Below are 23,238 nucleotides of genomic sequence, written 5' to 3'. Positions count from 1 at the left end.
TGCTCGTTTTTTTCATCAACGGAAAACAAATCAAAAATACATAACGTTTAAATCAATGTTTGAAGAAACTATTAAAAAACAATTTGAATTGTTAGATATAAGTAACTTCAATGTTGATATATCTCATCGCCTTCTTTTCGTGTGTGGTGGCAAAGTCGATATACGTGCACCAATTCCCCCCAGTTTTAGGGATAGACTACTTACTTACACAGCAAAGCATGTCCCTGAACTTCACGAGCATTTCATTCTAGCTGAAACATTCAAGGATTATTTTAAAGAAAATGCCTACCCAGATCTTCTAGTGTTCGAAGATGATATAGCTAATATTTCATCTCTTATTATCATATTCTTAGAAAGTCCTGGATCATTAGTTGAATTAGGTATATTTTGCAACAAATCAGAACTATTTAAAAAAATACTGATTGTTGCTTCAGAGGAAGAAGTATCTGGTGAGGACTCATTCATTTATTTAGGCCCACTTGAGTACATTAAAAAGAAAGTTTCATCCTCTGTTGTAATCTACCCTTGGCCAGATCCTAAAGTCTTAAAATACGATGATGATTTTCTTGATGATTTATGTGTAAATATAAAAGAAAAACTTTCGTCAATCCCAAAAACAGAACAATTCAGTAAGAATAATTCTGGGCATATAGCACTTCTGATTACTGAAATTATATCTCTTTGCTTCCCAATACAACTTAGTGAAATAGAATCAGCCCTAAATTCATTAGGGATTAATATTTCAACAAAAATCATCAACAGATCAATTTATTTACTTCAGAAAGTTGGTTTTATAGATGTTTTATCATATAGCTCAAACAAATATTACTTTCCATTAAAAGAGCGAAAATGGGTAAAATTTGGTAAAACTAAAAATAATAAACTCGTAGATAATCAACAATTAACAATGAAATTTAGACAATCTTTTGTAATATTAACTGATCCATTATCAAAACGAAGAATTACAGCGCTGCGTCAAATAATAGCAAAAAAAGAAATGGCTGAGGAGATTAATTAATGGACATATTACAGCATATTTCAGACTTACTGTTAACTAAAAAAAGTGAAATCATTTCTTTTTCATTGACGGCTCCTTATCGCTATAAAATATATAGAATTGCAAAAAGAAACTCAGACAAGAAGAGAACTATTGCACATCCTTCGAAAGAGCTAAAATTTATACAACGTGTAATTACTGAGTATTTATCCGATAAATTACCCGTTCACGAATGCGCATTTGCATATAAAAAAGGTAGTAGCATTAAGACCAACGCTCAAATCCATCTTAATACAAAATACTTGTTGAAGATGGATTTTGAAAATTTTTTCCCTAGCATAACACCACGTCTGTTTTTCTCAAAGTTACGACTTGCAAATATCGATTTAACTGCAAATGATAAAGTAATACTTGAGAATATATTATTCTTCAAATCCAAGAGGAATAGTAATTTGAGATTAAGCATTGGAGCACCAAGCTCACCTTTAATATCAAATTTCGTGATGTACTTTTGGGATATTGAGGTTCAAAAGATATGCTCTAAGATAGGCGTTAACTATACTCGTTATGCTGATGATTTAACCTTTTCAACAAATAATAAAGATATTTTGTTTGATATACCTGACATGCTTGAAAATATACTACCAAAATATTCTTTAGGTAAGATTAGAATCAATCATGAAAAAACAGTATTTTCTTCAAAAGGACATAACCGTCACGTTACTGGTATAACTCTAACAAACGATAATAAATTATCCATAGGTAGAGAAAGGAAAAGAAAAATCTCTGCCATGATCCATCATTTTATAAATGAGAAATTACCTAATGGTGAATGCAATAAATTAGTAGGGCTACTTGCATTTGCTAAAAATATTGAGCCTTCGTTTTATAAAAGCATGGTTGTTAAATATGGATCTGATAATATTTATAAATTACAAAAACAAAGAGACAAATAACTTCTGATGCACTTTTATAGACACCTGAGTTTTTGTTGATCATGCCCAGAACAACTTGGAATAAGTTTTTCTAACTGTATTACATTATAGCTTGACTTAGTCATGGATTTTCTAGAAGAATTAATTTTCAAATCCTAAAAACAGTTTCCCATAGCTTCCTCCAGTTCTACCCTATCCCCTACTTATAGCAGTACCTCTAAAAGCTTCCTGTTCTAAAACGAACTGAGGCCTGTAAGAAACTCCTTTGGCAGCCAGTCCCCCGATCTGAAACCGACCTCCTGTCTCAATACAGGTGACCATACCTTTTATCGCTACCCTGTTGCAAACGTAGCGACAGACAGAATACCGTAGAGAAATCGGACAGCATTGCCGAAGGCTCTGCGTTCGTACTTCCTGCTGAATGTCCAAAACACGACGTTACTTTTAAGATCATAAGCAAGTGAAAGTCACGCCAGCACACAGATCAGCTTCAATCCAGCTACTGCCTGCAAATCCTCTGCAACAAACAGTCTGAAACTCAAACAGATGTCAGAAATTCACTTACTAGTATGAAGCAAAGATGTATGATGAAGATGGTTTATGGAATCAAGAATCATGAAAATTCAAACTAAACAAATGATTACTGAAAAAATACTATCTATCAGTAGAACATCAGAATGGGGCTAAAAAGGGTATTACGTTGTGTAACAAGCAAACTTTCAGCAGTAGCACCTAGCAGAGGTACTGATTATTCATTATATACTTTTGTGTCCTTGCATGTGCCCATAGCCATGTTTTGAGGGCAATGTATCGCTGATAGATTAACGAGTTAGCTCGATTTTTAAGCTTCTGTATTGGGAAGTAACCATTAAATTTTACCTGCTATACCGTGTAAATTTTAATTTAACGGTTATGGCAGGTAAAGTCCGTTTTACACGCTATAACCACTAAACCTTGATCTACACGCTATAACCGGTATATTAGACATTAACGCCTATAACCGGTAGAAGATGATGATTATAATTAACGCCTATCAACTCAGCGTACATCTAAAAGATGTCCGATTAACAAAAAAGCTTTCTCAAGGTAAAGTCGCCCAAAAAGTGGGAATTCGACAAGACACTGTATCCAATTTTGAACTTAATCCTAATTCCACCAAGCTAGAAACCTTTTTCAAACTGCTCTCTGCTCTAAATTTAGAGATGGAAATTCATCCTAAAGATGCTAAAAATAATTTAGCACACAAAAGTGAATGGAAAGAGGAGTGGTAAATGGCGAGCCTTGATGTGTATATGAATGAATATCATGTGGGCATTTTTACTAAAAAAAGCTCAGGTGCGCATTCATTCCAATATGCTGAAGATTGGGTTAATCAACCGGGAAGTCGTCCTATATCTCTTTCTATGCCACTACAACTTCAAGAATATCAAGGAGATTGTGTCTATAATTTCTTTGATAATCTTTTACCTGATAATACTGAAATTAGAAATCGTATTGTGAGTCGCTATAATGCGAACTCAAATCAACCATTTGATCTATTAGCTGCCGTAGGTGCGGATACAGTTGGTGCATTACGGTTACTTCCCAGTGGTAGTACGCCAGCTAATATAAAAAAAATAGAATATAACAAACTTGATAACGCTGAACTTGAAAAAATACTATTAGGATATCAATCCAATACACCACTCGGAATGCTTGAAGAATATACTGATTTCAGAATTTCTATTGCTGGTGCACAAGAAAAAACAGCATTACTTTTAAAAGATGATCATTGGTGTGTGCCACACAATAATACGCCGACTACACATATTATTAAGCTGCCCATTGGTGTTATTGAAGGGCATTCCTACACAATGGATTTATCCGATAGTGTAGAAAATGAATATCTTTGTACCTTAATTGCCAAAGAGTTTGATCTTCCCGTCCCTCACTGCTTTATTGTTAAAACAGAAAATATTAAAGCGCTTGCTGTAGAACGCTTTGATAGAAAATATTCATCAGATAAATCGTGGATAATACGCTTACCCCAAGAAGATTTCTGCCAAATTCTAAATATACCTTCAGCTCTAAAATATGAAAATGAAGGGGGCCCAGGCATTATTGATATTATGAATTATTTGCTTGGTTCATCAAATGCTGATCAAGACCGTTTTCATTTTATGAAGGCACAAGTACTATTTTGGCTTTTAGCTGCAACGGATGGACATGCAAAGAATTTTTCTATTTTTATCAATCAAGAAGGACGTTTTCACCTCACTCCTCTTTATGACATCATGTCTATCTATCCCAATTTTGGAGGACGAGGACTTAATCCACGAGATGCAAAACTCGCTATGGGATTACAAGCAAGTCGAGGAAAAAAATATGCTATTGAGCAAATTTTCCCTCGCCATTTTTACCAAACAGCCGAAGCTGTCGGCTTCGATCCTTTATTGATGACAGATATTCTTCGTTATTTTTATAAAGAAATGGACGATGCCATCAAACGTGTAAAACAACAACTACCTGATGATTTCCCTTCTGAAATTCGCAATAAGATATTGAATGGAATGAAAGCTCGCTCGGCAAGATTAGACAATATTTAGTAGCTTACCTGCTATACCGTGTAACTTTCAACTTAACGGTTATAGCAGGTAAAATCCGTTTTACACGCTATAGTCGTTTTTTAATAATTAAGTGATAGTTTTACTCCTCCTTGTAGTTCATTTTTCAAACAATTAATCTTTGTTTATACTAATCAACATTGCTATATTTTCCGGAAAGAAAATCATAGGAGATATCTATGGCCACGACTTCTTTTAGCAAAAATTTTATTGTTAAGGACAAACAGTCTATTGAACTTATACAGAATGCTTTAAGTTATCCTCGACATATAAAAATAGTAAAACGGAATTACGAAACAGAAAATAGACAAGGAATTGCGTTATTAAAACAACGATTGCCCAACTTGGAAAACTACTAAAAGAGTTTGATAAAGAAACAACAATTAAACTCTTAAGTAGTTTTTCTAATAATTTAAATTGTGATGTTGAGAAATTTTTAACTTCTTCTACTAAAGCAATAAGATTTGAGCAAACTAATAATGCACGAACCTATTTAATATTAAATGATAATGGTGAAATTCTTGCTTACTTCTCTTTATCCTTTAAAGAACTTATTCTTGATAATGCAAAAATAAGTAAAACAAAAATACAACAACTCGATGGAATTTCTAAAAAAGCTGAAAGAATTAAAGCTTTTCTTATTGGTCAAATTGGGAAAAACACATCTATAATAAATAACCCTATTTCTTTAAAGTTAATCTTGAATGAGATTTATGCTGTCTTATCAGAAGCAAAAGCCCTTATTGGTGGTAGGATCATTATATTAGAATACGAAAATAATAAAAATCTAATTCAACTTTATGAAAGACATGGTTTTACACTAATTGAAACCGAGAACAATTGTCCTTATTCTCTCCGCACTCTTTATATTCATATTATTGAAGAATAATAATAAATTAAATATCAATAAATAATACTTAGTTAAAATATTTATTTTTACATTTAATAAATAAAACTGATTACGCAATCGTTTACTTTTTACTTTTTCTATCTTGAATAAAGATCAATATATCTAACACATATTAATATCATTATTAAATGTGCTTTTTAATGATCTAAATATAGAAAACCAGCCAATGACAATGCTAAACTTCGCCTTTAGTTAACTGGGTAAATATCCCCCTTATATTTAAGAGTCTATCGTGAGAACGCTTTATTTTACTGCGCTGACAACAGGCATTCTTTCTGCCATTTGGGCATTTGTTGCTAATCAATTTGATTTATTAAGCTGGGCTGGCTTTTTAGGTTGTACCGCTTATTTTGCTTATCCAAAAGAAGGTGTTAAAGGATTAGCAGTCACAATAGCAACCATTATGAGTGGTGTAATTTGGGCATTAGCCATTATTTATGGTAGCCAGATTTTTAATGATATTTCTATTTTCGGCTATGCCGTAACGGGTGTGATTGCCTTTGTAATGTGTATTCAAGCTAAAAGCACTTTACTTGCTTATATTCCCGGCACTTTTATTGGAGCATGTACTATTTTTGCAGCACAAGGGGACCTCATTCAAACCATTCCTTCACTAGTTGTGGGTGTTTTATTTGGTTATGCAATGAAAATGAGTGGACTTTGGATTGCCAATAAATGGCCCAAAATAGCGTAATTTATTTATGCTAACTCAAATCTAAAAGCGGTATTTAGTCATGCTAAAGCCGCTTTTTATTGCTAAAAAATAATTTAGCAAGGCACTATCATTGGTGTTCCAATAATAGGATCAGGAATAATTTTACATTCTAAATCAAAAACTTGTTTGATTAACGCCTCATTAATAATAGATTGTGGCTGGCCTTGTGCAATAATTTGACCTTGCACCATGACCACTAGATTATCTGCGTAACGACAAGCTTGGTTTAAATCATGTAAAACAGCAACGACAGTTCGCCCTTGTTGCTGATTAAGCTTTCGAAAGATATTCAGTAATTCTATTTGATAAGCAATATCCAAATAGGTTGTTGGCTCATCTAATAGTAAAATCTCCGTTTGTTGCGCTAATACCATCGCAACCCAAACACGTTGTCTTTGCCCTCCAGATAATGAATCTACCGTTTTATCTGCAAATTCGACTATTCCGGTCTCTTTCATTGCCGTTTCTACGGCTAACTTGTCTTCTCTACTCCATTGATGCATAAAACTTTGGTGAGGAAATCGCCCTCTTGCAACTAAATTAGCTACAGTGATCCCCGAAGGTGCTTGCATCGTTTGTGGTAATAACGCGATTTGACGAGCTAACTTTTTAGTTGGCAATGCAGTTAAAGGCTGTCCATCTAATGAAACATGGCCTGATAGCGGTTTTAATAGGCAGCATAAGCTACGCAATAACGTTGATTTACCACAACCATTGGGACCAATAATGACGGTGACTTTTTTATCAGGAATAGAAAGAGAAATATCTTGGCAAATCGTTGTTTGTTGATATCCCAACGTTAAACATTGAGTCTGCAATCGGCTATTATTCATCACATTATCTTTTTATTGAATGATCACATTAAGTAAAATAAGGGTGATAAATTAACACCACCCTTTGCTGTGATTTATGTTTAGAAACGAATTTCTACTGAAGCACCAACCATACGAGGACGTTGGTAAATAGCGGTGTCTTTATTATTATCTGGGATAAGAATTCGTTTATCAGAATCAAATAAGTTCTGAGCAAATAATGTGGTTCTACCCCATTTGAAGTTATAGCCAAGCTGTAAATTAGCTAACCAAAAACTATCTACTTTGCCGCTATCTGCATTATTTGCATTAGAGAAATAATCACCCGAGAATTGAACATTACCGCTAATATCCATCGCCTGAGTTAATTGATATTTAGCACCAACATTTGCAGTGTAACTAGGTGCTCGAGCTAACTCTTTCCCTTCAATACCACTGTTACCAAAGTCTTTGATTTTAGTTTTTAATAAACCAATACCTGTGTTTAATTCAAGCGAGTCTATTGGTTGATAAGCGACTGTTAATTCCGCACCGTAAGTTTCAACCTTTTTCGCATTACGAATAGTGGAAGAATTTGGCCCTAAATAGAAAGGCAGTTGCATATCTTTATAGTCGTTGTAGAACAAGTTTGTCATCACACTTAATTTGTTATCCAACAGGCTATTACGTGTATAAAGGCTATAATTCCATACATATTCAGGTGAATAGACATAAGTGACAATCGGCTTACCAATCGTCACACCTGCGCCACCACCGTTATAGCCTCGGCCGACAGCAAAACCGACGGTTTGATTCACACCCGGTTTCCATGCGATATCAGCTTTAGGCAAGAAGGTGTTATAGGTTTCATCAAAATCGATAGCAACAGCCGCACTTCCCCCATTACGAGTGTGGTGCTCTCGTTCAAAACGTCCTGATAACGTGACATCAATTTCAGGAAATAGTGCGTAAGTTAATGAACCATAAGCGGAAGCCGTTTCTGTTTTATCATCAAAATAGCTACCCCCAAAGATATTCACAAATTCATCTTGTTTGGCGTGGAAATAACGTAAACCCAAAATCCCGCTTAATGCTTCACTGTCCGTTTTAAAACGGATCATAGGTTCAAATTCAAACTCTTTAGCATCAATATCTGCACGAGGGCTTTGTGCTTCCGTTAGGCGACGTGTTGAAAAATCAGTATAAATCAGTGTATTTTCAACACTTAAATTGTCATTCGCTTCCCATGTAGTATTTAAAATACCGCTGGTTGTTTTACGTTTAATCACAGGACGAAAACGTGAAGGGGCATTTGGCGCTAAATTACTTGCCATATTGGCTTCATTTTGCGGTGATCGACTATCAAGATGGCTAACTGTTAGCTTGGCCTTAAAATCAGGATTATCTAAAGAGTCATAAAGTAGTTTTCCACGGAATGTATTGGAATGGATATCGCGCGGATCACCCGTTGGTGAATATTTATCCATATGCACAAAGCTTTCACGCTCTTGTCTTTCTGCCGTAAAACGAAACGCTAATTTATCTTCAATCAGTGGCCCAGAAGTCATGACTGCATATTCACGAAGATCTTGCTGACCTGCACCCAGTTTTACTGCATTTTCCCAATAGAATGTTGGGTCTTGAGTTTTAACCAAAATTGCACCAGCGATAGCATTACGGCCTTGCACATAACTTTGTGGATCACGGAAAATTTCAACCGTATTCACATCCCACAAGGATTGAGCACCATAACCAAATTCGTTATAGGTAAATGAGCGCCCATCAACAGAGAAATTAACTCTAGGTCGAGTACCACCGAGGAAAGCAATAGCACCTTGTGCTGGTCCTGAGCCATCAACACCTCGAATAGCGGGTAAAGCATTACTGTTTCCGTTATCAACAATGTTGGGTGTCATTTGCAGTAATGTATTCACATCTGCATTTGGTGTAGCTTCTATTTTTTTCGCATCATAAACCGTGACACTCGAGCCTGTGTCATAGATAGATTTATTGAGTTTTTCACCAGTTACAATTAACACATCCACTTTTTCGTCGTGTTTTTTGTTATCTTGTGACGTTGATGTTTTTTCTATTTCTTGTGCATTGACATAAGGAGTCGCAATACATAGCGTTCCTAATAAAGCCGTTTGCACAAGTGTTGTTATTGTGGCTTTTTTTGCGCGTAGAGTAAGAATAACAGACATAAGTCTATACCTTTCATGCCATAGAGCATGCCATTAGACGATTTAATAAAATACCCGCACTACATCCTAAAAATTTAATAAGTCTTTTTGGTGACCATCCCTTTCACTCATCCATAAGTTGATAAATATTTACTTCATTTATTATTATTCATTAGCATTATATATAATGATTATTATTATACATACGTAATGCATATCATTATCAATTTAAGCTTTGTATTTTCGTGTTAGTAACCACAACAAATAAAGTCCACCAATAACACCCGTCATTAAACCTACTGGCATCGTGACATCAATAGGTAGGCTTTGTGACAATACGTCAGCAGAAAGCAAAAGAAGTGCTCCCATTAATGCAGAGCCTACGATGGGTAGCTTTCCTGAGTGGCTTAATCGGATCACTAATTGAGGTGCCGCGAGTGCAACAAAAGCAATCGGCCCTGCACTGGCAGTCGCTAATGAAGCGAGTAATACAGCACTAAAAATCATCACCCATCTTACTCGGCCAACATTGACGCCCAATTGTTGGGCCATATCATCGCCCATTTCCATTAAAGTGAGTGATTTAGCATAAAAAACAATAAGGGGAACAAGCAGCAGTAAACCGATAAAAGTAGGGTAAACATGCTGCCAAGTACGAGCGTTTAGTGAACCAGCAAGCCAAAGATTAGCCATAATGGCATTATCAATATTGCCTTTTACCAACAATAAACTATTAAAGGCATGTAAAATGGCACCGACGCCAATACCGATTAAAATCATGGTGTAACCAGACATAACACTATTTTTTAATGACAGTAGATAAACAATTAACGCCGTTGCCATTCCGCCTATTAATGTAGAAATAGCGATATCCACAACGGTGCCATTAAAAATAATGATTTGAAGTAATGCACCTGTTGCTGCACCCGTTGTAAACCCAATAACATCCGGTGAGCCCAAAACATTGCGAGAGATCGACTGGAAAATAGCGCCTGAAATACCTAATGCAGCTCCAACCCCCATGGCAGTAAGTAGACGAGGCAAACGGATATCTATGACAATTTTCTCTTTGATACCACCTTCTGATTGCCCGACAACAATATCTATTAATGTAGAAAACTCGATGGGAAACTTACCTGTTGTAAGGGCGAAAAATGCCAGAGAAATCATCAATAAAAACAAAATAAAGGCGATGATGATATCTTTTGGAGAGAAGATCCAAGACCATGTACCCAATTGGCAGATAATCTCATTATTTTTAAGTTTCATAATGTAATGATCCGCCAACGTTTAACCAAATAAATAAAGAAAGGCCCACCAATCAGTGAAATCATAATACCGACACTAATTTCGCCTGGTGTGCCGATTAATCGCCCTAAACAATCTGCCATCAGCATGACTAACGCACCAATTAACATCGACATGGGTAAGATCCGCCGATATTCAGCACCGACTAAACGACGAGCAAAATGAGGGGCTGTTAAGCCTAAAAAGCTAATAGGGCCAACCGCTGCGGTAGCACTTCCAGCAAGAAGAACTATTGAAAATGCCGACAATAGCCAAACTCGTTTTTGGTTTGCACCTAACGCATGACTAATATCATCACCTAATGTCACGATATCTAACGAGCGTGTTAGCGAGTAAGCAATCACACTTCCAATCACAACCAACACAGTAATTGGGTACAAAACATCGAAACTACGTCCTTGCAATGAACCCACAACCCAATGACGGAATTGATCAAAAACACGTTCATCACTATTGACCGTAATAAGTTGAGTAATAGCGAGTAAAACGACAGAAAGGGCAACACCTGCAAGCACCATTCTCACAGGATTAAGTCCGTGTCTTACACCACCAAGAAGATAAACACCAACACCCGCGCAGAATGCCCCTAATAAACCAAACCACATATAAATAGTGACATCAGTGATCCCCGTTAATGCAATAACAGAGACGATCGCCACCATTGCTCCAGCATTAATGCCAAACAGCCCCGGATCGGCAAGTGGATTACGTGTTAAAGCTTGCATTAACGTTCCTGCTCCACCTAATGCAACGCCAATAACTATAGCTAATAATGTGCGAGGAAAACGTAGATAGCGCACTAATAAGTGCTCACTATTTGTCGTATCAAAATTGGTAAAAGCCTGCCATGTTGTATACATAGAAACATGCCTGCTTCCAACAAATAAACTTAATAGTGCAAAAAAGAACAATAGGAGAATAGCACCTCTTATTCCCCACTTTATGCTGTGGTGAGAAGTAAACATACGTTATTACTTATGCTGACTAAAACGCGCGACCATATCACTGATAATTTCTTGCGCGCTGTAATAATCAATACGGAACGAGTTTGCACCTAAACCATAAACTTGCTTATTTTTAACAGAAGGCAGATTTGCAAGAATAGGATCAGCCATAAATACATCGGCTTCTTTAGCGGTGCCACTTAATAGAAACGTTGTAGGTGCAGTGAGTTGTGTTAAATGCTCATATTGAGCCCACACAAAATCTGAAACGGGTTTATCTTTCGGTTGCCAAGCAAGATCTGCGCTTTCAATGGTGAAACCGAGTTGTTGTAATAATACCGCATGAGGGCTGGTGGTTAGCGAAACGGGATTAACAGTACCAGCACCAAAATAAGAGATAATATTGACCTGACCTTCAGGGAGTTGTAGCGCTTCTTTCCCCTCTTTTACTACGTTCGCAAAACGCTGTAGTAGTGTACCGGTCTCTTCTTCTTGTCCTGTTGCTTGTGCCAATTGTAACGCTAAGCTTTCCCAACTCTGTTTGCCGTAATCTAAAACAATGGTAGGCGCGATTTGTTTAAATTGTTCAACTTGAGGATAGACCGTATCACCACCATTGATGGAAACAACGATTAAATCAGGTGCATAAAGATAAGCCATCTCTAATGAAACACTGCCCGCAGACCACAGTTTTTCAACCTTTCTCTCTTTTGCCACTTTATCCCATTGGGCAAAAAATTGGCCATTTGCCGCCGTTGAACTGGCAACCACCGGAGCTTGCATTGCAAGGAGCGTTCCGGTGATAGAAACTGATGCCGATAAAATACGCTGAGGTTTTGCGTTAATTTCAGTTTTAGTGCCATCAACGTTGGTAAAAGTGCGAGGCCAAGATTGGCTATCAGCGCCAACATCAGAAGCATTTGCTGTATTAACAATAAAAGGAAAAATAAAAAGACAGGCAATAGAGACAACGGATTTAAACATGACCACTTTCCAAGTAAATAATCTTTACTTTAAATAATAAATGTAATTATTAATGTTAATCATAATCAATATCATTAACAATAAGGATTTATGGGGTTGTGATCGGAAAAGTGAGAATGAGCGCACAAAAAACAACTTTATAAAAAAACACCCAAGTCCAAGTTGTACTCAGGTGTTTCCGTTATTTTATTAATTTAATTGAAAATCTAATGAAACAATCAAAGGGTTCAATAGGTTTTCGGGTTTAGGACCTATAGGTTTTACACGTTTAACCGCAGCAATAGCCGCATTATCAAGGGAAGAAATACCCGAGGTACTTTCTATCTCAACCCTTGAAATCGCACCTTCAGAGGTTAGTGAAAAGCTCACCACCACCTGACCTTCATGTTGCATACGACGTGCTTGTGATGGATAACGTTTATGGCGCTCTATTTCTCGACGCAGTGAACTAATATAGTGATTATCAGATTCGCCTTGCCCTATTCCTTTCTCGCTTAATGCATGACTTCTTCCTGCTAATGAGCTTGCCGTATGTTGCGTTAAGCTTTCTGCTGAGGCTTCTGAAGTCGTTTGCGCTACTTGGCTTTCTAAATCACGCTGTTTTATCGGCTCTACTTTTTCTTGCACCACCTGTTTTTTTACAGGTGTAATTGGTTTTATAGGTGTGGGCTTTTCTTTTATTTTTTCAGGTATTTTCTTTGGTGCTTCAACAAACTCCCCTTTTTCGGCAATGGGTAAAACAATGGGCGTTTCTTGTGGCTCCGTTTCCACTAAAGGTTCCGGCACAACTGTTGATTGTTGAGGAGGTGAAAATACCACTTGGTAAACGGATAATGTATTTTCTTGTTGCTGATGAATATGGTGCGCACTTTCTGTCATAGAAAGTGAACGTAACACCCAACTTAATACGCCGATATAAACTAACGATATGCCAATCAGCCAATAATAAATATTAAACGGATGCCTGACAGAAAGTGCCAACATAAATAAAAGCTCCTTACTCTCTTTTAATTAAAATTGTGCAGTCACACCTAATCGGAATGTTCTTCCCGGTGCAGGCATACCTGATCGCGTTAAAGGATCAATGTAGTATTCGTTTAATAAATTACTGCCCGTTATTTCAAACGATAAATTAGGGCTATATTGATAGTTAATATAAGCATCAACGGTAAAGACTTTTGCCCAACGCATTGGATTATTATTTTGACCGTACATTTCTCGTGGTAACTTTTCTTTTAGCCATTTTTCATCCTTATTTTCCACTTCTGATGAATAAAGCCAGCGACTACCAATTTCTAATTTATTATCTAACCAACGAGTCCCTAAATGTAAATTAACCGAATATTTAGGTTGGATAGAGGTACGTAAAAAACCACCAGGATAACCGCCCGTCATACACTCTTTAATACCCAAGAAACCAAATGGATCATAGTGACTAAAGGCATTTTTATCACATACTTTATTTTTATGGCTATAAACTAAAGCCGTATCCATAAAAATAAAGCCATTATCAAAGCGAGCTTGAACCTCTAATCCCTCTAATATTTGCTTTTCAAATTGCCTAATTTGCCAGTTCGTATCTCTATCAAACACATTTTCAATATTGGTACGAAAATAATTAATTTTAATATCGGCATGGTGCTCCACATTTAGCCAATCTGTCAAATCAAACACAACACCTAACTCAGTACTTTTTGCACGTTCGGGTTTTAATTTAAAACCGTAATAACGCGCTTTTGACCCAGAAAAGCCACTGGTATTTTCAAATAGATTAGGTAACCGTAGTTGTTCGGTATAACGTCCATAAAAACGCAATATATCGTTGGCATATACCGTCGCAGACACTAAGGGTGAAAATGCACCATGATGATAACTGGGCTCTGGTGCAAATTTATCTTTATCATCAAGATAAATAGGTATTGAATTAGAAACGCCCATTTCATATTTATTAACTAGTTCACCTGTAATTGGATCAGGTACTTTTTCATTAATATCAACATAGCCACTTAAGAAGATGTTTTTACTTTTAGGTAACTCTCCATTTTCGTCATAAAGTAAGACTGTATATTCAGTGATCATAAGACGTTTTTCAGAAGATTTTATGTTGAGATATCCTTGTCTCTCACGAAGAAAATCATCCTGCATCATATCAACTTGAACTCTATTCACTTCATTACTATTAATAATCTTTTCTTTTATTTCTAATGGTAAGTTTTCATATTCAGGATAAATAAACTTAGATTTCACAAACTCACGTATTTTTTTATAGCTTTCTGGATAACGTCGATAATTCTTTAGTTCTTCTGGTAAACCTTCTACATCAATACTGTGGTAGGCTCTATATAATAAATATTCCTCAGCAGTTAAAGTTCGTCGATAAGGAAGAATAAAGCCTCTTATTGATGGGGATTTCTCATAACCTTTTACGTTATTCCGTAGCTTATTATTTAAAAAAGTATCTGTTAAATGATAATAATGGTATTTCCCACCCGCAGTAATAGCTAACCAAGAAAGTGGCTTCCAATCTGTGGAAAGGGCTAAATTAATTTCATGACGTTGCCCTGCTCGCCCTGCGGTAACAAAATCAAAATTTTCAGGAATTTTAATTTCATCACTGTCTAATTTTTCAAATTGATAATTACTGGAAAATGAAATAGAAAATTGAGGTGATAATTTAAATATCGAGGATATATCAATACCATAACGATTATTCTCTTGATAAAGAGAAGAAGTATCAATAAACCCAGTTTCATAACTGAGATCCCATTGTGTATTTCTACTTGAAAACGAGTCAACTTGTTTTGGCTCCCTTGGTTTTCCTCCTCGTGTATTAGTATGACCCGTAGTTAAATTGCCCCATAATCTTAATAGTAGATCTGTTTTTTTATCTTCTGGTTTATATTGATAGGTTAATATTCCTGCTTGTTGTGTAATATTTCCCAGAGGCCACTGATTGACTAAATTTTTATCATAACGAACCCAACTTAAGCGTGATGGCATAATATCGCCAAACAGTAAATCTGTGTATCGATAGTTAATTGAAAAACGATGTGTTGATTCAGGGAATAATGTTCCTTTAACTAAAAGAGAACGACTACGATTAGAGGTATTAGGGACTTCATTATCAGGACGATAAATATGAGCAATAAAAGGTAAATAAGGCTCAAAATTTCTTGTCCCATCCCTTACATGAACGGATTCTAATAAGTCTTTATTATTCTCACTATATTTTTTGGCATTTCTTTTTCCTGCAAAGTAATTTCCTTTTTCTCGTAGTGCGTAAGCAAATAATAAGTTAAAATTTTCTTCTTCAAATCCCACCCCAAGTCGAAATGAATAATCTTGAAAATTTTGTACTTTACTTTTTTGAGGCACTATTTCTAAAGCAGGATCAATAATGTAAGCATGTTGCTGGTAAAATTTTGGATAATAGCGGTAATCTTCAATCATATTTGTATAAACTTCTTTATACCGTGTAGAGTTATTACTAATATCTCCTTTAAAATTAATCCCAAAAGAATCACCAATAGGTACAATATCTCGAATATCTAAAGTTTTTACTGCAATACCGCCACCAATACCCGTTTTCATATCAGGTGTTAATGAGGGACCTTTTTCAATATAGATACTGCTAATCAGATTAGAATCAATATAGTTACGATTAGATGCACCACTATAACCTCGATAAACAGTAATTGCCTGCTCGGTCCCATCGACAGTAACAGGTATCCGACCTTGCCCTTGAATACCACGAATATTCGGGTCAAGCGCCCCACCATTACGCGCTTCACCACTATAAACACCAATGGCGCTTTTTAGTAAATCAGCGGGAGAAACGCCTTGATAACGCTCTAATAGCTCTTTTCCTAAATAAACATTAGAAACATCTTTCTCATAAACGTGTGAATAACCCTGTTTATCTTTTTCTTTATTATCAGAAATTTGAATATGACCAAGATCGGTTTTATCTTCTTTGGCTTGCAGATAAAAGCAAGGAGAATATAGCGATAGAGAAACGAAGATTGAAACAATTTTTCGCTTTTTAAAAAGCATTACATGCATTGTTTTACCTATTCAATTAATAAAGGAAGTCACTTATTTAATTAAAATTGTTTTTCTAATTTAAATAACACTTCATGTTGCTGATATTGATATAACCAATCCACATTGCTTAATCTTCGGGTATAACGTAGTTCTATTGTGGGATAAAACCCTAAAATAAAAGGCGATTTACTTTTAATATTAGTTGTAAAAATAACGCCATTGTCTTTTCTTCTCTTTTTTAATAAAGGATTATAGTTATTAAAGCATTTAATTTGATACTGTAAAAAAAGAGAGATATGCCAATTAGCTGACAATGGATAATAAACGCCAGTTTTTATACCATACAGCTGATAATTTAATAAAGTGTTTTTTTTACGATCTAACTGATAATTTAATTGATTAACTAAGTGTATTCCATTATTAAAATAATAGTTATGGTAAGCACTATAACTTACTCGCTTATCATTTAAATTATTTAACGCTTTTTGATATTTCTTTATTTTATAATCCAAGCTTAAATTAATAGTTTGCTTTTTATTAATAAAATAAGAAAGCTGTGTTTCATTCCCCCATGCTTGATATTCATATTGTTCCCGTGATGATTTTATTTCGTAATAAGGTGTTATTGACCACTGATATTGAGGTTTTTGATAGCGATAACCCAGTTGTGTATATAATGCAAAAAAATTAGCATTACGGTGAGAGTGATAATCTATATATCGAGCATAAGTATAAGAAGAAAAAGTATGGTGAGAATAAATAATAAAAGGTTGATAAAAAGAAAAATAATGAGTAATTCCTGTAGATGCAATAGGTTTTGCACCTCTTAGCGTCGTTTTTCCTTGGGTTGATTGAGAGACAATTTTTTCAGATAAGTAAGGTGCATGATTAATATTATCGTCATAAAAAAAGCCAAGTTGATAGAAACGTTGGCCTTGAAAAAAGGTGCATGATTAATATTATCGTCATAAAAAAAGCCAAGTTGATAGAAACGTTGGCCTTGAAAATAAGAGGCTAACTTAACCTTATAAAACTCAATAGATTGGATAATATTTTTAGATAAATCAACGATATTGCTCAGTTGATTAAGTTGTTGCTGTGCTTTTTTATATTCTCGTAAATGAAAATAAAGTTGAATTAATCCTGTTTGGGCTGGGATAAAATCGGCTTTTTGCTTAAGTTGTTGCTGATAATAAAATTCAGCGTTTAAAAAATCACCTCTGTTTTGTGCCAATAACGCCTTTGCGTAATTAACAAGTAATGCTTCATGTTGAGGTTGTTGTTGATAATAAAGCAGTAATCTTTCTGCTTTTTGCCACTGTTGTTGTTGCAAATAGTGATAAAGTTGCTGACCTATTTTAGCTGTACTCGTTGTTTCAAGATAATAAAATGGCTTGTCACGGCTCTCTTTTGCACTCCCATTAAATGAAAATAAAATAAGCAATAAAGCCAATAACCCTCTTATTAAAGGTCGATAATAATTCATGGTATATCCTTATAAAAACAAAAGAACAATTCCTTTAAATCGGCTTAATTTAGATAAAAAAAAACAGATAACCCTATACCAGATTATCTGTTGCTAACATTTAGCGTAATGACCACTAATACCACTTTAAAAGAATTAACCGATTGTATTACCAAATAAATCTATAATATTTTTTTTAAAAAAATCAAGAAGCATCCATGCTGCTGTCATTTATTCGCTATCACTACTATCTTTCGTGCCACCAAAACTAATGTCTTTTTTATGATCTGAACTAAACACCACAATACCTGCTAACGCCTCTGCACTTTCACCAAAGAAAGCGCCTTCAACAACCCCTGATGTTGCCCCATCATTTGCATCTGCAGAAAACGTCACTTGATTATTTGCGGTATAAAGATTTCCTCCTGCTAAATCAACCGTACGTTGACTATTAGTCAGCGAACCTTCGATTTTCTTCTGTGAAAAATCAACATCAAACGTACCAGTCAGTAAGTTACTGCCGCTATATTGACTAATACCCGTTACCGTATAAGTAGCGCTATCTGTTGGTAATGTGGTTGTAACATCTTTACCGATATAATAGGTTTGATGTGTCGCATCCGTTGCTGATGTTGTTTTTGCCCAGTCACCAAAATAGACATTAGCATCAGTAATTTTGGCAAAATGGAAAACACCCATATCACTATGACTAGCAGGTGTACTTTCATTAGGCTGAATAGTGTAAATTCCATTACTGTCCGCCCCACCACTCATTCTTGGCGATGTTAACGAAGCAAAGCTAAGTTTTGCACCATTCCCAATAGTTTTTATCCCAACACCTGGTTCTCCACCAACTGATTGATGAGGACCTCGATTAACAGCATCACTTGCTCCCACTGTCATGATGTTTAAAGGTCCGCTTTGATTAGAATGAATTTCAGCTTGCACCGCATGTGTGCCCATTAATACGAATAACGCACAAGTTATTTTATTCAGTTTTTTCATAATAATTTCCATATTATTCATTAGAGGGTGTGGCTACTTATTATAAATAAAATAATAAGTAGCCACTTACAGGGATAATTATATTTTATCTTTCCAACTTCACTGGCGAATATAAAGCTTGCTGTGTTGTCGGTGAACTATATTAAATAAATCTCTTTCATTGTAAATAACTCTTTTTAATAACAATGATTTTAATTAGCCTTATTTATGTCAGGGAGATAAATTTAATATGATGTTTTAATTTAACTTTTTATTAAAACACGTTAAAAAGTCATTATTATTTTATGTTATTTTTTGTGAGCAATCTCGCAATTAATTAAATCACTTTGTTTTAAAACTAATTAATATTTATTAGGTGTTTTATCTTTACTATAATGTTATATATTAAAAATACAATCATCACTAAAATTAAAAACCATTTTTATTCATAAGATTTTATTTATTTCCTAAGAAATTATATTTATAAGAAGATCACGCTCTTTATTTTTAATATTATTATTCCAAATAATACCTATTTCCCATTGTGTATATAAACCAGAAAGCGGTAATAGTGTTACTTTTTGTTTATCACAGATAAGTTCTGCACTTTTAGGAACAAGAGCTACCCCCAAACCTGCTGCAACTAACGCCAATTGTGTTTGAATATCTTGTGATTGTTGTAATACTCGAGGCTTTATTTGATGATACTTTAAAAAATCATGGATCTGCTGATAAAGCTTTTTTCCTTTTTCAGGCACAAGTTGAATAAGCCCAAGCGTCTCAAAATAGTGTAATGGATTATCATCCACCTCTAATACCGTAATATTTTGTATTGGAACAGCTAACATTAGTCTCTCTTGTGCTAATTGGAGACCTTTTAATGGCTCAGAAATCGGCAAACGTGAAAAAGCTAAATCCAATTCCCCTAAAAGTAATTTCTCTTCCATTATATTAGAGGGCATATCATCAATATGAACCGTAATATCTGGATAATCTTGCTTAAACTTAGCCAATAAAGGGGTAATAAAGCTCAATGATGACAAACCAAACCCAGCATAAAGCTCGATCTTTTGAGGCTCAATTAATTGGCGAGCCTGTTTTTCTAAAAGATAAACTTCTCTTAATACTGATTGACATTGATTGAGTAAATATTGCCCTTCTAGGGTAAGTTTTGCACCTTGGCGCCCACGTTGAAAAAGAGTAATACCCAATTGAGATTCTAATGTTTTTATTTGTTTAGTGAGTGCAGGCTGACTAATACAAAGCCTTGCTGATGCTTCACCAAAATGTTCAGTTTCAGCCAGTACAACAAATGCGTTCAATAAACGAGTATCCATGATTAATCATTAATCCCACATAGTTTTTCCTTTTATTATTCTATCATAGAATAAATAAATAAAATTAATAACCAAGACCAACAACCTGATAAATAAAGTGTTCTATCTTTCTTTGAGATTATTCTCTAGCCAAAACAAAAACAGCTAACAAAATGTGAGCTGTTTTTTTATTAAATTATGCTTTACCAAATCGCACCGAAATAGGATCTTGCTCGTTACCTAATGTCGTTGTCAAAATCGAATACAGTTCAGGCTTTCGCCCTGTTAGCCAGCGCCTTCCTGTAGAGTTTTCTAATAATGTAAGGTCAATATCTGCAATCACCATATCATCATTAATGGCGCAGCTTTCTTTTACTATCCGTCCATAAGGGTCGATAATCATCGCATTACCTGTGCGAATTTCTTCCTCATCTCGCCCAACTCCATTACTAAAGAGCACAAACATCCCGTTATCATGGGCTCTTGCTGGTAACCAACGCATTAACCAGCCTCGTCCATGCTCTCCTTGAAAAGCATCTTGTAATGATTGTGGATCTTGATGTCTATTTTTCCAAAGGGCCATAGGAATGGGCTTCATGCTATATGGGCTACATGAATTTGTGCCTCCCGTTTGATGAGGCGCGAGCAAAATATCAGCACCTAATAATGCATTAGCTCGTGCATTTTCAACCAAATTATTATCCCAGCAAATGAGTATCCCCATTTTGATCCCCCAAGGGGTATCAAATACAGTGTATTGCTCACCACTATTGATGATCGGATGTTCGAAGGCATGTAATTTACGATGTTTATGTAATAAACCATCAGGCATACAAACAACCCATGTATTATAAAGAGAGTTATCTTCATCCCGTTCGATTAACCCAACACCGATCGCCATCTGATGCTCTATCGCTTTTTGTTTTATTAATGCTAATGATCTACTATCCGAAATTCTTTCACTTAATGCATACACTGATTGATCTGATAATTTAGGAACATGCCAATACCCTGTAATACACATTTCAGGAAAAACTAAAATATTTACCTTTTCAGTCGCCGCTTTATCAATAAACTGATGAATTTTCGCTAAATTATTAGTTTTATCGTTCGCCTTATGTTGAAACTGTACTGTCGCGACACGCAATGTTTGGAATGTATTCATACGTTTTCACCTATTAACTCTCATATTATCTCATTATAAAAACGTATTTTTTTCTCAAAATACAATCACTTATTTTTTCTTTTAAATAACCATTTGGAATCGATAGGGGTTACAGCAAGAAATAACAGGGTTCTACATCTCTGTTTCACGGAATAGATACCTTATTTTCTGGCATCATAATGGCAATAAAGGAGTATTTATGTTTGCTAAGTTCCTATTTATAATTCTTTCATTATTAGGATCCTCTGTTTCCTGTTTTGCAGGAAATGGACTGGTGGACAGAACATGGAACGCCACAGGGCTTGATACACAAAGCTATCGACAAGCATTAAGACAACCTGCGCCAAGCTCTCGGTATACTCTTTTTAATATCACCCCTGATATGCCTGTTCCTGGTGGTACAAACCACTCTGATCATCAAGGCATTCGTTATATTGCAATGAAATATGGCCCTTATGGTCAACCTGAACACTATAAAACCTACCAAATTATGTTTTCTCATTATTCAAATAGCAGTACAAAAAAAATTCGCTATTTAGGTGAGCTATATACCGTTGTCGGTGATATCTATTTAATCGATCCTTTTGCAACAACCAATGAATGGCAACGTGGCCGTAGCCAAATCGTTGAAGAATACTATGAAATATTAGATGCTCACGGAAATAGAACTGGCAAAGGATTACGCTTTAATAACTGGGATAAACCTATTCATATAACCAAGTGGTCGCCTAATTAATATATTCTTAATCAATCTTTACGTTTGTTAATTATCTCTTAATGTCGCTATTTTTATATTAATTTAAAATAGTTCCAGCCAATACTCTCTATGTTGACGTATTGATATCCATATTAATAAAAATTAAAAATAGATATTGTTTTTATATTACTCATTTAAAACCTTACCACTACATTGCTAAATTAATACTCCTTTAATATAAATTTAATTATTTCTTAATATAAAAAATAAACACATATATAAATTAGCTTATGAAAATTATAGAATATTATTTCAAACAATTTCGTACTATCGCATTACCTGATCGTGTGTATTTAAAGAATAAGTTTATTCGTAATTTAGGTTATCAACCTAATTTCAAAATACCAACATCACTTAATGAAAAAATCAATGCACGTATGTTATTTGATAGAAATCCAATTTATACGCGTTTAGCAGATAAGATTAAAGTGAGAGACTATGTGATAGATAAAATAGGCCCATCTTATCTTGTTCCTATTATTAAAACTTATTCACACCCTGATGAAATAGATATCTCTCAACTCCCTTCACGCTTTGTATTGAAATGCAATCATGACAGCGGAAGTACAGTGATATGCCTTGATAAATCAACCTTTGATTTTGAAAAAGCAAAGAAAAAACTCCATTTTCATTTAAAACGTAACCTCTATCCAGTAACGCGAGAATGGCACTACAAAAATATAAAACCCCAAATTCTTTGTGAAGAATATATTGATTTATTCAATACACAAAGCCCAATGATCCCAACAACTTGTCGTATTCATTGCTTTCATGGTCAACCTCATTATGCCGAGATTGATATCTCTGACACCAAAGGAAATGAGTATATAAATGTGTATGATACAGACTGGCAGCTACAACCCTTCACATTAGAAGATCCCAATACGCCAGAACCAGTTGAAAAACCAATCCAATTTGAAAAAATGTTGCAGTTAGCCACAAAAATGGCTGATAACTTTAATTATTGTCGTGTTGATTTTTTAATGTCTGAAAATAGACTTATATTTAGCGAAATGACCTTTACTCCAAATGCAGGGCGCATTCCGATTAAGCCACAAGAATGGGATTACACACTAGGTAAACTGTGGTCATAAATATAAATAAAGTGAAAGATCAAATAGGTGTAATGCGAGAATA

The 23,238-nt window shown here is 35.1% G+C and carries 20 protein-coding genes; 8 read left to right on the top strand and 12 right to left on the bottom strand.

What is annotated here, in order from left to right; translation table 11 throughout:
• Window positions 1–55: 55 nt before the first annotated feature.
• The 6 genes from DK866_RS16830 to DK866_RS16800 all read left to right on the top strand — a co-directional run bounded on the left by DK866_RS16830 (window position 56) and on the right by DK866_RS16800 (window position 6,139).
• Window positions 56–1,018, top strand: a complete 963-nt coding sequence (locus DK866_RS16830) for a retron St85 family effector protein (protein WP_109409830.1) — start codon at window positions 56–58, stop codon at window positions 1,016–1,018.
• On the top strand, window positions 1,018–1,953 hold the full coding sequence (locus DK866_RS16825; RefSeq protein WP_208624193.1) for a retron St85 family RNA-directed DNA polymerase: 936 nt from the start codon (window positions 1,018–1,020) through the stop codon (window positions 1,951–1,953). Before DK866_RS16830 ends, DK866_RS16825 begins: the two co-directional genes overlap by 1 nt.
• A gap of 992 nt (window positions 1,954–2,945) precedes the next feature.
• Window positions 2,946–3,203, top strand: coding sequence for a helix-turn-helix domain-containing protein (locus tag DK866_RS16820; protein ID WP_072070485.1), 258 nt, complete (start codon window positions 2,946–2,948; stop codon window positions 3,201–3,203).
• A complete protein-coding gene (locus DK866_RS16815) occupies window positions 3,204–4,517 on the top strand; it encodes a type II toxin-antitoxin system HipA family toxin (protein WP_109409829.1) in 1,314 nt (437 codons plus the stop codon). It begins immediately after the preceding gene.
• Between the two features lie 197 nt (window positions 4,518–4,714).
• Window positions 4,715–4,894: a hypothetical protein gene (locus DK866_RS16810; RefSeq protein WP_109409828.1), complete on the top strand. Its 180-nt coding sequence runs from the start codon at window positions 4,715–4,717 to the stop codon at window positions 4,892–4,894.
• Between the two features lie 783 nt (window positions 4,895–5,677).
• Window positions 5,678–6,139: a DUF1097 domain-containing protein gene (locus DK866_RS16800; RefSeq protein ID WP_109409826.1), complete on the top strand. Its 462-nt coding sequence runs from the start codon at window positions 5,678–5,680 to the stop codon at window positions 6,137–6,139.
• 74 nt (window positions 6,140–6,213) lie between these two features.
• Here DK866_RS16800 and DK866_RS16795 read toward each other — a convergent pair whose 3' ends face one another.
• The 12 genes from DK866_RS16795 to DK866_RS16745 all read right to left on the bottom strand — a co-directional run bounded on the left by DK866_RS16795 (window position 6,214) and on the right by DK866_RS16745 (window position 21,344).
• Entirely contained in the window at window positions 6,214–6,993 is a 780-nt protein-coding gene (locus DK866_RS16795; RefSeq protein WP_109409825.1) for an ABC transporter ATP-binding protein, read from the bottom strand.
• Between the two features lie 80 nt (window positions 6,994–7,073).
• Window positions 7,074–9,155, bottom strand: coding sequence for a TonB-dependent receptor (locus DK866_RS16790; protein ID WP_109409824.1), 2,082 nt, complete (start codon window positions 9,153–9,155; stop codon window positions 7,074–7,076).
• A 207-nt stretch (window positions 9,156–9,362) separates the two neighbouring features.
• A complete protein-coding gene (locus DK866_RS16785; RefSeq protein ID WP_109409823.1) occupies window positions 9,363–10,403 on the bottom strand; it encodes a FecCD family ABC transporter permease in 1,041 nt (346 codons plus the stop codon).
• Complete coding sequence (locus tag DK866_RS16780; protein ID WP_109409822.1) at window positions 10,400–11,407, bottom strand: FecCD family ABC transporter permease; 1,008 nt, start codon at window positions 11,405–11,407, stop codon at window positions 10,400–10,402. The genes DK866_RS16785 and DK866_RS16780 overlap by 4 nt, the downstream gene beginning before the upstream one ends.
• Before the next feature lie 6 nt (window positions 11,408–11,413).
• A complete protein-coding gene (fepB, locus tag DK866_RS16775; RefSeq protein WP_109409821.1) occupies window positions 11,414–12,370 on the bottom strand; it encodes a Fe2+-enterobactin ABC transporter substrate-binding protein in 957 nt (318 codons plus the stop codon).
• A 189-nt stretch (window positions 12,371–12,559) separates the two neighbouring features.
• Entirely contained in the window at window positions 12,560–13,354 is a 795-nt protein-coding gene (locus DK866_RS16770; RefSeq protein WP_109409820.1) for an energy transducer TonB, read from the bottom strand.
• Window positions 13,355–13,381: 27 nt separating this feature from the next.
• On the bottom strand, window positions 13,382–16,432 hold the full coding sequence (locus DK866_RS16765) for a TonB-dependent receptor domain-containing protein (RefSeq protein WP_109409819.1): 3,051 nt from the start codon (window positions 16,430–16,432) through the stop codon (window positions 13,382–13,384).
• A gap of 41 nt (window positions 16,433–16,473) precedes the next feature.
• Window positions 16,474–17,277: a surface lipoprotein assembly modifier gene (locus DK866_RS20235; protein ID WP_244179723.1), complete on the bottom strand. Its 804-nt coding sequence runs from the start codon at window positions 17,275–17,277 to the stop codon at window positions 16,474–16,476.
• On the bottom strand, window positions 17,241–17,900 hold the full coding sequence (locus DK866_RS20230) for a tetratricopeptide repeat protein (RefSeq protein ID WP_244179721.1): 660 nt from the start codon (window positions 17,898–17,900) through the stop codon (window positions 17,241–17,243). Before DK866_RS20230 ends, DK866_RS20235 begins: the two co-directional genes overlap by 37 nt.
• 210 nt (window positions 17,901–18,110) lie before the next feature.
• Complete coding sequence (locus DK866_RS16755) at window positions 18,111–18,884, bottom strand: Slam-dependent surface lipoprotein (protein ID WP_109409818.1); 774 nt, start codon at window positions 18,882–18,884, stop codon at window positions 18,111–18,113.
• Window positions 18,885–19,330: 446 nt separating this feature from the next.
• Window positions 19,331–20,200, bottom strand: a complete 870-nt coding sequence (locus DK866_RS16750) for a LysR family transcriptional regulator (RefSeq protein ID WP_109409817.1) — start codon at window positions 20,198–20,200, stop codon at window positions 19,331–19,333.
• A 175-nt stretch (window positions 20,201–20,375) separates the two neighbouring features.
• The gene (locus tag DK866_RS16745) at window positions 20,376–21,344 is read right to left on the bottom strand and encodes a nitrilase family protein (protein ID WP_109409816.1); all 969 of its coding nucleotides are present in this window, start codon (window positions 21,342–21,344) and stop codon (window positions 20,376–20,378) included.
• Window positions 21,345–21,543: 199 nt separating this feature from the next.
• Between DK866_RS16745 and umoA the strand changes: the two genes are divergently transcribed.
• Window positions 21,544–22,080, top strand: coding sequence for a UmoA family flagellar biogenesis regulator (gene umoA / locus DK866_RS16740; protein WP_109409815.1), 537 nt, complete (start codon window positions 21,544–21,546; stop codon window positions 22,078–22,080).
• Window positions 22,081–22,331: 251 nt separating this feature from the next.
• Window positions 22,332–23,195, top strand: a complete 864-nt coding sequence (locus tag DK866_RS16735) for an ATP-grasp fold amidoligase family protein (protein WP_109409814.1) — start codon at window positions 22,332–22,334, stop codon at window positions 23,193–23,195.
• Window positions 23,196–23,238: the final 43 nt, after the last annotated feature.

Origin of the sequence: Proteus genomosp. 4 str. ATCC 51469, assembly GCF_003144375.1 — a bacterium.
GTDB lineage: Bacteria > Pseudomonadota > Gammaproteobacteria > Enterobacterales > Enterobacteriaceae > Proteus.
This window is presented reverse-complemented; position numbering and strand designations above follow the sequence as displayed.